This window comes from Erwinia sp. S38, assembly GCF_016624545.1.
GTDB lineage: Bacteria > Pseudomonadota > Gammaproteobacteria > Enterobacterales > Enterobacteriaceae > Erwinia > Erwinia coffeiphila.
Window position 1 is genome coordinate 1 of the sequence record NZ_JACVTS010000064.1, and the last position, 1,314, is coordinate 1,314.

Consider the following 1,314-nt stretch of genomic DNA (forward strand, 5'->3'; position numbering starts at 1 on the left):
GAGCCTGTAATTTAAATTGTGTAATTGCCTGTTTTTGATATGTTCATAAAACACGGAGACAGGTAATTATTATGGATGAACAAAAACTCAAAGCCCTTGCAGCCGAACTGGCAAAAGGCCTGAAGACTGAAGCCGATCTCAATCAGTTTTCCCGCATGCTCACTAAACTCACCGTTGAGGCGGCACTGGGGGCTGAACTTACTGGTCACCTCGGACATGAAAAAAACCAGCCTAAAAAGGGCAGCAACGCCCGTAACGGCTATTCTGTCAAGACGTTACTCAGCGATGACGGTGAAGTTGAAATCAGGACGCCCCGCGATCGTGAAGGCTCCTTCGAACCGCAGCTCATTCGCAAAAACCAGACGCGCATTACGCAGATGGACCGGCAAATTCTGTCACTTTACGCCAAAGGCATGACCACACGTGAAATCGTCGCGACATTCAAAGAGATGTACGATGCTGATGTCTCTCCCACGCTGATATCGAAAGTCACGGATGCGGTTCAGGAACAGGTCATTGAATGGCAGAACCGTCAGCTCGACTCGTTGTATCCCATCGTTTATCTCGACTGCATCGTAGTCAAAGTCCGTCAGGATAACAGCGTCATAAACAAATCGGTGTTCCTGGCGCTCGGTATCAATACCGAAGGCCATAAAGAGCTTCTGGGCATGTGGATGGCGGAAAACGAGGGGGCGAAGTTCTGGCTGAACGTACTGACAGAGCTTAAAAATCGCGGTCTGGAAGATATCCTGATTGCCTGCGTTGACGGCCTGAAAGGCTTCCCTGATGCGATAAACAGCGTGTATCCACAGACACGTGTTCAACTCTGTGTGGTCCATATGATTAGAAACAGCCTGAAATACGTCACCTGGAAAGATTACAAGGCCGTGACGCGGGATCTGAAGGCGATTTACCGCGCGCCGACAGAAGAAAGCGGCCTTGCCGCACTTGATGCATTCGCCAGAATCTGGGATGAACGTTATCCGCAAATCAGCAAAAGCTGGCGGGCTAACTGGGTAAATCTGAGTACGTTGTTCGCTTATCCGGAAGATATCCGACGTGCAATTTACACGACGAACGCGATAGAGTCGCTGAACAGCGTGATCCGTCAGGCAATCAAAAAACGGAAAGTGTTCCCGACGGATGAATCAGTACGGAAGGTCATCTGGCTGGCAACGGAAGCAGCGGCGACAAAGTGGACGATGCCAATCATAAACTGGCGGCTCGCGATGAGCCGCTTTATTATCGAGTACGGAGATCGCCTGAACGGCCATCTTTAACTGTGGGCAGTTACACAGAATTATTTACAGGCTC

The 1,314-nt window shown here is 49.9% G+C and carries 1 protein-coding gene; it reads left to right on the forward strand.

Annotation, left to right across the window (positions count from 1 at the left end; translation table 11 throughout):
- Positions 1-71: 71 nt before the first annotated feature.
- Complete coding sequence (locus IBT46_RS26995) at positions 72-1,280, forward strand: IS256 family transposase (RefSeq protein ID WP_200548130.1); 1,209 nt, start codon at positions 72-74, stop codon at positions 1,278-1,280.
- Positions 1,281-1,314: the final 34 nt, after the last annotated feature.

What these genes read in the sequence shown, in the direction of transcription:
- IBT46_RS26995 (WP_200548130.1), top strand. Translation starts at nt 72, where the DNA reads ATGGATGAACAAAAACTCAAAGCCCTTGCAGCCGAACTGGCAAAAGGC.